The organism is Acinetobacter sp. USHLN143 (genome assembly GCF_037145695.1).
GTDB lineage: Bacteria > Pseudomonadota > Gammaproteobacteria > Pseudomonadales > Moraxellaceae > Acinetobacter > Acinetobacter fasciculus.
In genome coordinates this window covers 1-8,291 of record NZ_JBBCWZ010000095.1, presented here as the reverse complement: position 1 = coordinate 8,291, position 8,291 = coordinate 1, and the positions used below count along the sequence as shown (strand labels likewise).

Sequence of the window (8,291 nt, the reverse complement as noted above, 5' to 3'; positions counted from 1 at the left end):
TAAATTTGTTTAAAAAGTAGTCGATTTTGCGATTTTTTAAATTTTATCAATGCTTGAATGCTTAAAATTATCCACATTTTTTGTGGATAAAATTTAGGCTATTTTGTACGCCTGGGCTTACGTAAATTCCGGTTCTTTACGGCTGTCCAGGAGAGGTGAATTTTCCTATGATGAACTCATCGGGAACAGGAAGTTCCATACAAGAATAACAATAGATAAGCACAAGGACTGTAAGGTACGACAGGAGTTATACCGAGCGAACCAATACGAAAAACCCCGGCAGGATGCCGGGGTTTTTTATTACCAAAATTTGATTCGCATAATTCATAGTATGTTAATTTTAGTAAAACGAATAAAATATAATTATAATATCAACCTATTAAAGAACTTGAGATAAATAAATTGAGTGTATTTTCATTATTTTCAAAAAGACAAAAAGAATTACGGGGAGAAGTACCCGATGTTTATCAATATAATGAAATCTCCAACAAACTTCGTGTACAAATTATTCATATAGTAGAAGAGAGTTTTGGCAACGATAATAACAGTCATGTTGCTAATCTTTATAAAGAGATACATCAAATACTTTGCAAAGAGTACGGAAAATTTTCTCTTGGGAATAAATATGATAGCGATAGAGAAGCAATTTTCAATTTTTTCTTAAACGAAAAAAATTATGAGTATGTCTTAGATATTATCGAAATATTTTTTAGAGCCATACAATTCGTTGTTAAAGAATCTCCCCACAATTTTTACTCTCGTAAACAAGAGCCAGATGATGCAATTAATGAATTAAATATAAGATTCAAAGAAGCTGGACTTGGATATCAATTTGAAGAAGGTGAGCTAATTAAAGTTGATTCACAATTTATACACTCCGAAGTAGTAAAACCTGTTCTTGAGCTTCTTGGAAAAAATAAAGATTATCGAGGAGCCTCTGCTGAATTTTTAGCGGCTCATGAACACTATCGACACCAACGATATAAAGAATGCCTAAATGATTGCCTTAAATCCTTTGAAAGTTTAATGAAGTCTATCCACAAAAAACATTCCTGGACCTTTAACCAGAATGATACTGCTAAAAAATTAATTAACGGGTGCTTAACTAATGGATTAATTCCTCAGTATCTTCAAAATCAGTTTTCTTCAATAAATATTTTACTTGAAAGTGGTGTACCAACAATTCGGAATAAAGAAGGTGGTCATGGACAGGGGCATGAAGTTAAAAAAGTTCCTGAATATCTAGCAAGCTATGCACTTCACTTAACGGCTACAAATTTATTATTTTTAATCAAATGTGAAGAAAATTTTATTAACTAATTTCAACTCTTCTAGTTTAGATAAAGGCTAAGTCAATTTTTAGCCAATCTAGTACGCATATACTCACATGAAACCCGGCCCTTTGCGGCTAGGCGATCAGACTGTAACTTCCTATTATGGTGACATAGAGAGCAGGAAGCTCCATACAAGAATAACAATATACAAGCACAAGGACTGTAAGGTACAACAGGAGTTATATTGAACGAATCAATACGAAAAATCCCGGCAGGATGCCGGGATTTTTTATTGATGAAATTCTATATATTAATTAGTCGAATACTTGACCGTTTTTTAGCTTATTAATACTTTTAAACAAGTAAAAAACAGCTAAAACAATAATAATAACGGGTATAAAACTTATTTCTAGTTTAAGAACTTTATTTAAGCCGGATACTAGAAAAGCTATACCGAATAGTATCTCTAAACCATCATATCCAATATTTTTAAAAGACTTAACGATATTAACTAAAAGAATTAATATACCAGCAATGATAAATAAAAATCCTTCAGGAAATATATTTGGAATTAAGTAGGAAATACCAAAAAATATTAAGAATATAGCTAAGCCAATTGCGCCATATGCAGTTGGTTTGTCTGATGGATTACTATTTTCTAATTTATCGTTCATGTTTCCCCCATATTTTTTATTAATCTTATAATTAAGAAGGCTCTAAAAGAGCCTTCTTTTTTAACGTAAAGTTGTTAAAAGTTTTTCTGCACCTGCTGCAAGAAAAGAAGATCTTGATTTAAATTTCGGATCTTTAGCTACTAACTCATCAATTATATGAATTAGCCTACTTGGTAAAGAAACATTTACCTTTTCTGTCTTACCCATATATTTTGAAATATCTATATCTAATAGATACCATGCAAATCCTTTATATTCAGGATCATTTATATATACAGATAAATCTTTAGCAGTAGGAATTTCCTCATTTTCTTCAACTAAGCCTTCAAGATGAAATGCAATGACTTCATGTGCATTTTTGATAGCTTCGTCTAGAGTATCACCAGCAGAAAAACATCCAGGAAGGTCAGGGACAACCACACCAAAAGCTTGTTCTTCGTTGCCCATTTCTATTGCAACTGGAAAAAACATAGCATTCTCCTGATAAGTTTTTTTAGATAACACGCTAAATTTACTTAAAAAATTTAGATACAAATTAAGATTTAGCAACTTCTAAAAGTTAAACAAAATCTTTCTTCATGATTCGATAAAACCACTAGATTATTTGCCCACATTTCGTACTCCTTATAATAGTAAATAAACAACTTTAGTAACCTAGGTAGGAATAGAGCGGGTCATTTAAGACCCGCTTGCTTCAAGATATTGTTCACAGTCCCTATGGGGATATCCTTTTTAGGATGTGTCACCGTAACAAGTCCCTTTTTAGTTGGATGTTTGAATTGGTGATGATCTCCACGGCAACGGCTTTCAATCCAACCGTCCTGTAACAACATCTTGATTAGTGCTCGACTATTCATAATAGGCCCCAATCAGTTGTTGTTGTTGGAACCGATTATAACCCCAGAGTTATAATTTTGTCAATAACCCCAGGGTTATAAAAATAGTAATTCCTGATTAAGAATTAATCAATGAATGGTAATATTACTTAACATAAAATCTCTTATACGCAATCAAAAAAGTGAGGTAAAAACCTCACTTTGTATAAAGCCAAATGAATGGATATTTCCTAGAATTTTAATTAATAAAAGTTATCACGGTAGAAGTTATAAGTAGTATTGTGGCGATCAATGTTAAGTAGATGCATGATTTACTCATTGATTGATCATCTACTTTGAAAAAGTTCTTTATTGGATCCTTCCAACCAGTCATTTGACTCCAAGGATACCAAAAACATAAAAAACCCAAAGTACTTAAAATTCCGGCTAAATCAAAACTCTTGGATAAGCCAAATAGACTTATGGCAACAGATGCTGCACCTAAGACAAAACCAAACCAAGATTTAATCAAGGGAGCCTTGGGAGAAGTTATTGATAAATTATTCATATTAGAGTTCTACATTAAAGATTAAATAACTTTCTGTCTCTTTCATCCGTCAAATACCGGTCCATCTGAGCGATCAATTTAGCCCGTGCCTGTTCATCTTCTTCAGTGATTTTTAGCATACAGGATCCGATTAGAATTTTGCGTCTAGTATCATCTTTACGAGTCTGTTGTTTCTCTTTAGCACGTTCTCTTGCTAGTGCTGCCTGTCTTTGAGCCTTTAACTGCTTTAGCTTTTCTTCCTGGGCTTTAATTTTGCTGTCTAGTGTTTCAGTAATGCTCATTAATCTAATACCATCATCCTGGGAAACCATCCCTAACATAAGCGCACTTGAATATGCATTCAAGGTGCTATATGTATAGTAATGTTTTCCTCGAAGAGCGCACTTATGCAAACTTCGTTTGCAAGTCCGATTGGGGTCTCCCCAATACCCCGACAACCGTATCCACGGTTGTATTTCACTACGTGAAAATTTAAAAGCGAAAAATAGGCATGGCGATTTACCACTTTTCAGTCAAAACCGTAGCACGATCAGCAGGGCGTTCCGCTACTGCTGCGATTGCCTATCGGGCAGGTGAAAAGATCTATTGTGAACGTGAGGGCCGAGAACATGATTACAGCCAAAAAACAGGTGTGGAATATAAAGAAATTTATTTACCCGAAGGCGCACCAGAACATTTAAAAAACCGGGAAAGACTCTGGAACGAAGTTGAACAACGGGAAACCCGAAAAAACTCGACAGTTGCCCGAGAATTTGAAATCGCTTTTCCAAGTGAATTAAATCAGGAACAACGCCTGGCCATGCTCGAAGAGCTATGCGCCAGTATCGTGGACAGACATCAGGTGGCCGTCGATGCCTGTATTCATGCACCGCATACTGGATCTGGTAGTGATGAACGCAATTATCACGCGCATATCCTGATGAGCACACGCAAACTTACTCCGGAAGGCTTCACCGAGAAAACCCGGGAACTGGATCAGAAACACAGTGGAGAAATCGAACACTGGCGCGAACACTTTGCCGATATCTGCAATATGCACCTGGATCTGGCTGGATACACTGCCCGAGTCGACCACCGCAGCTACAAAGACCAGGAGAATGGTTTAGAAGCCACGCTGCACGAAGGGCCGAAAGTCACCGAACTGCGCCGAAAAGGGATTGAGACCGAAATCAGCCGAAGCAATGACGAAATCAAACAGAGAAATCAGGCTCAGTTGCAATACGGCAAAAATATGGATCTGCTGATTGCTGAAAATGAGATCAAACTCAATACACTAAAAACTGAACAGCAGATCCAAATCAAAAATAGTGCTAAAACGCCACCAATTGACGAAAAAGCCCTGTTTGAAGAAAAACAGAGGGAAACCCTTGGCAAAGTGCTAAATCGCGAAATCAGCGCAAAAGACGCGAATCTAGACCTAGAATTTATGCAGGATGTTTTTAAAAAGGCAGAAAACACCTTGGGCAAGATGCAAAAGCATAAAAATGAGTTTAGTCAGCAGCTCGCCCAAGACATTTTGAAAAACAGACTGAAACAAAGTCATGACAAGTTGCAAAGTCTGGTCGATCAACACAATGAATTAACCCAGAACAAACCCTTACTGTTTGGAAAAAAAGCCTGGGAAGCCCAACGTGACGAGGTTTATCAGGAACACAAAAAGCTAAAAGGTCAGCATGAACACCAGAAAAAACATGGTGTGAAGGATTTATTGGAAAATGAAAAGTTCAAAGAACATGCCTGGAAGCAGTACCAACAACAACATCCGGCCAAAGCCAAGCAATACCAGACTCTATACTCAACCTATCAAGTCATTAAAAAATGTGTGAATGAGATCAAAGCAGAACAACAGCTGAAACTCAGACAAGAACAACAACTCAAAGCACAGCAACATGCGCCTAAAATGAAATCTCGTGGCATGAGTCGCTAAACAGAGCGAGTGTCTACGAGCGAACTGAGAAAATTTGCCCTTTCCTTTCCCTGATTACAAGCTCCCTATCCATCAATCACCTGTATACCAGAGCATCCCGCATGGGTGCGAACTTTCCAAATTTGATTCTTAAATCGAGCGTAGCGAGAAAAAAAGTTCATGAGCGCAGCGAATTCCGAGTTGCTTTTGCTTTTTTTAAAAGTCACGAAAACGTGAACCAAAAATTGCCCCGACGAATCGAGCGAAAGCGAGATTCAATAGAGTTTGAGCGAAGCGAAAACCAAGGGCAATTTTTCATTCCCTGGGCTTTTAATTATTTTTAAGCTTTTAAATGCTTTTAGATAGCCTGTAAACCTGAATTTATAAGGCTTTGAGAGATTATAAAACGAGGTTTACCTTGCATTAAAACGAGGTTTACCTTGCATTAAAACGAGGTTTACCTTGCATTAAAACGAGGTTTACCTTGCATTAAGCGAGTTGATAATATAACCTCGTCTTATTGACTTAAAAATATAAATTTTTCATATGAAAACCGAACTAATTGTCAAAGATAACGCTTTAATTAATGCTAGTTATAACCTTGATCTAGTAGAACAACGATTAATTCTTTTAGCTATCGTTGAGGCCAGGGAATCAGGTAAAGGGATAAATGCTAATGATCCATTAACAGTTCATGCTGAAAGTTATATCAATCAATTTGGTGTACATCGAAATACTGCTTATCAAGCCTTAAAAGATGCTTGCGATGACCTATTTGCAAGACAATTCAGTTATCAAAGTCTTAGTGAAAAAGGTAATGTCATTAATCACAAGTCAAGATGGGTAAGCGAGGTTGCTTATATTGATAATGAGGCTGTCGTTAGACTTATTTTTGCTCCTGCTATTGTGCCTTTAATAACTCGATTAGAAGAACAATTTACAAAGTATGAGATACAGCAAATAAGCAATTTAACGAGTGCTTATGCTGTTCGCTTATATGAAATATTGATTGCGTGGCGTAGTACCGGAAAAACGCCTCTTATAACTATCTACGATTTCAGACAAAAAATAGGTGTACTCGAGACTGAATACAAAAGGATGTACGATTTTAAGAAATATGTTTTAGACATTGCATTAAAGCAAGTAAATGAACATACCGATATTAATGTCAAAGTTGAACAACATAAAACCGGCAGATCCATTACGGGCTTTTCATTTAGCTTCAAACAGAAAAAGTCAGCAACAAATACAGCCAATGACATTAGTCAGGACAAAGAGCTAAAAATCAATTTGACTGATGCACAACGATATTTATTTGCTAGTAAATTATCAGAACTTCCTGAGATGGCTAAACTTTCACAAGGTAATGAAAGCTATGAACAGTTTGCTGCTCGGATTGTAACCATGCTACAAGAGCCAAATAAATTAAAAGAATTTATGCCATTACTTCGAAAAGTCGGCTTTCAATGAATGATGTCAATTGACATAGTAAAGTTAACAATCAACTATTAACACTATTTGAAAACTGGTTTACATAATGAAAAAACTGTCAGTTTCAGAACTAGCGAAATTATATGGATATTCAAGACAAGCTGTATATGCCCATATAAAGAAAGGAAATTTATCAAAAGGATCGGATGGATTAATTGACTTTTCAGAAGCCTTGAGAGTTTTTGGGGAACCACAAAAAAGCAATTCTAGTGTCAACCAAAGTCAATCAACTAGTAGGCATAACTTAACAGAAGTTGACTCGCTAAAACGTCAAGTTGACATGCTGGAAAGACAATTAAATCAGGCAATACAGAGAGAAAATCAATCATTAGAACGTGAATCGTTTTATCAAGAACAGATTGAGGCCATGCAGCGCCTACTGGAAGCTCCAAAAGCCAATATGACTACGTTTACCGATCATAAATCTGAACAGGATATAGCAACAGATTCTCGGCCACAGACTGAATCGAACTATGACGGATTGACTACTCCAGAGAACAAATGCATCCCTGTTCCAGAACATATTGAGCCTACACCTAAAAAGAGAGGCTTCCTGAGCCGTTTTTTCCTTCCTTACGGTTAACCAGGACTCCACTTTTTTGATGAGCCAATTTCAGTGCAAGCACATGAAATAATGACTCCTCAAAAAACCGGATGATGTTTATTAAAACTGAATAAAATCGTGGAACATTGCTTATTTATTAAGCGTGGAACACTAAAAAAGATAAAAAAAGCCCGAACAGGGATGTTCGGGCTATCAACTAGGAACTACAGCGTTGAATTTTCAAGAGAATTATAACGCATTTCGTATAAGGTGTATTATGTTAATAATATAAATTCTTAAAAGCGTATTGATTTAATAATAGAAAAATTATCAGAGTAGGGTATGTGTAAAGTAAACGTTCAATTATCAACCAATAATAATTGAAGATTTATATCTTATATTTGTTAATTTTGTTAATTTTGTTAATATATATCTACCAAATTAATAATGTATTAAGTTAAATAATATGCTAAGTCAACATCATCATTTTTTAAAAAAACTTTCGATCAGTGATGCTGCTATAGCGTATAGAAAACCTCGCTCGACTATACTTAAATATATAAAAAGCGGAGATTTCGAACTTGACTACAATAACTTAATTGAATATAGCCAGTTAGTTAAAAAATTTGGTGAAATTACTGCCCCTATACGGGACGAAAGAGACCAACAAATCAAAAAACTAAAAGATGAAGTTATGCATTTAAAAAAACAACTTAATTTTTTTAAATATACTTCAATCTCAAACAAACATAGATTATTAATTTCTCATAAAGACTCCATTTAACATAATGGCGGTTATACGAAGTACACTTGTATATTAATATAAATATCAGATACTTATTCAAAGCATAAAAATCTAAAAACAATAAAAAAGCCGATTTTGAAACAAGTCGGCTTTTTTATGAGCGGTTTTGATAGTTCTTGCCAATAAATTTGTTTAAAAAGTAGTCGATTTTGCGATTTTTTAAATTTTATCAATGCTTGAATGCTTAAAATTATCCACATTTTTTGTGGATAAA

General features: G+C 35.2%; 11 protein-coding genes. 5 read left to right on the top strand and 6 right to left on the bottom strand.

The window, feature by feature from the left end; translation table 11 throughout:
- Positions 1 to 402 precede the first annotated feature (402 nt).
- Positions 403 to 1,320 carry an STM4504/CBY_0614 family protein gene (locus WFH18_RS15780; RefSeq protein ID WP_034705531.1) on the top strand — a complete coding sequence of 306 codons (918 nt, stop codon included), beginning with the start codon at positions 403 to 405 and terminating at the stop codon, positions 1,318 to 1,320.
- Between the two features lie 268 nt (positions 1,321 to 1,588).
- Here the strand turns inward: WFH18_RS15780 and WFH18_RS15775 are convergent, their stop codons facing one another.
- From WFH18_RS15775 to WFH18_RS15755, 5 genes are all read right to left on the bottom strand, one after another.
- Entirely contained in the window at positions 1,589 to 1,948 is a 360-nt protein-coding gene (locus WFH18_RS15775; RefSeq protein ID WP_034705533.1) for a hypothetical protein, read from the bottom strand.
- A 60-nt stretch (positions 1,949 to 2,008) separates the two neighbouring features.
- On the bottom strand, positions 2,009 to 2,419 hold the full coding sequence (locus WFH18_RS15770; protein WP_034705535.1) for a type II toxin-antitoxin system HicB family antitoxin: 411 nt from the start codon (positions 2,417 to 2,419) through the stop codon (positions 2,009 to 2,011).
- A 203-nt stretch (positions 2,420 to 2,622) separates the two neighbouring features.
- Entirely contained in the window at positions 2,623 to 2,805 is a 183-nt protein-coding gene (locus WFH18_RS15765; protein WP_034705538.1) for a type II toxin-antitoxin system HicA family toxin, read from the bottom strand.
- Positions 2,806 to 3,022: 217 nt separating this feature from the next.
- Complete coding sequence (locus WFH18_RS15760) at positions 3,023 to 3,331, bottom strand: hypothetical protein (protein WP_001061745.1); 309 nt, start codon at positions 3,329 to 3,331, stop codon at positions 3,023 to 3,025.
- Between the two features lie 14 nt (positions 3,332 to 3,345).
- Positions 3,346 to 3,612: a mobilization protein gene (locus WFH18_RS15755; RefSeq protein ID WP_121980254.1), complete on the bottom strand. Its 267-nt coding sequence runs from the start codon at positions 3,610 to 3,612 to the stop codon at positions 3,346 to 3,348.
- Positions 3,613 to 3,821: 209 nt separating this feature from the next.
- On the opposite strand from WFH18_RS15755, the gene mobQ reads away from it, so the two are divergent.
- The 4 genes from mobQ to WFH18_RS15735 all read left to right on the top strand — a co-directional run bounded on the left by mobQ (position 3,822) and on the right by WFH18_RS15735 (position 8,056).
- Positions 3,822 to 5,258: a MobQ family relaxase gene (gene mobQ / locus WFH18_RS15750; protein ID WP_336020017.1), complete on the top strand. Its 1,437-nt coding sequence runs from the start codon at positions 3,822 to 3,824 to the stop codon at positions 5,256 to 5,258.
- A 525-nt stretch (positions 5,259 to 5,783) separates the two neighbouring features.
- A complete protein-coding gene (repM, locus tag WFH18_RS15745; RefSeq protein ID WP_004282204.1) occupies positions 5,784 to 6,707 on the top strand; it encodes a replication initiation protein RepM in 924 nt (307 codons plus the stop codon).
- 67 nt (positions 6,708 to 6,774) lie between these two features.
- Complete coding sequence (locus WFH18_RS15740; protein WP_336755223.1) at positions 6,775 to 7,311, top strand: plasmid replication DNA-binding protein; 537 nt, start codon at positions 6,775 to 6,777, stop codon at positions 7,309 to 7,311.
- 427 nt (positions 7,312 to 7,738) lie between these two features.
- Positions 7,739 to 8,056, top strand: a complete 318-nt coding sequence (locus tag WFH18_RS15735) for a hypothetical protein (RefSeq protein WP_202034688.1) — start codon at positions 7,739 to 7,741, stop codon at positions 8,054 to 8,056.
- A gap of 53 nt (positions 8,057 to 8,109) precedes the next feature.
- Here the strand turns inward: WFH18_RS15735 and WFH18_RS15730 are convergent.
- Positions 8,110 to 8,291 (bottom strand): hypothetical protein (locus WFH18_RS15730; RefSeq protein ID WP_336755221.1); only part of this gene is annotated, 182 nt, incomplete at its 5' end.

Bases quoted from the DNA above. Each gene is read 5' to 3' on its own strand.
- WFH18_RS15770 (WP_034705535.1), bottom strand. From the start codon at position 2,419: ATGTTTTTTCCAGTTGCAATAGAAATGGGCAACGAAGAACAAGCTTTT.
- WFH18_RS15775 (WP_034705533.1), bottom strand. From the start codon at position 1,948: ATGAACGATAAATTAGAAAATAGTAATCCATCAGACAAACCAACTGCA.
- WFH18_RS15760 (WP_001061745.1), bottom strand. From the start codon at position 3,331: ATGAATAATTTATCAATAACTTCTCCCAAGGCTCCCTTGATTAAATCT.
- WFH18_RS15735 (WP_202034688.1), top strand. From the start codon at position 7,739: ATGCTAAGTCAACATCATCATTTTTTAAAAAAACTTTCGATCAGTGAT.
- WFH18_RS15755 (WP_121980254.1), bottom strand. From the start codon at position 3,612: ATGAGCATTACTGAAACACTAGACAGCAAAATTAAAGCCCAGGAAGAA.
- repM (WP_004282204.1), top strand. From the start codon at position 5,784: ATGAAAACCGAACTAATTGTCAAAGATAACGCTTTAATTAATGCTAGT.
- WFH18_RS15740 (WP_336755223.1), top strand. From the start codon at position 6,775: ATGAAAAAACTGTCAGTTTCAGAACTAGCGAAATTATATGGATATTCA.
- mobQ (WP_336020017.1), top strand. From the start codon at position 3,822: ATGGCGATTTACCACTTTTCAGTCAAAACCGTAGCACGATCAGCAGGG.
- WFH18_RS15765 (WP_034705538.1), bottom strand. From the start codon at position 2,805: ATGAATAGTCGAGCACTAATCAAGATGTTGTTACAGGACGGTTGGATT.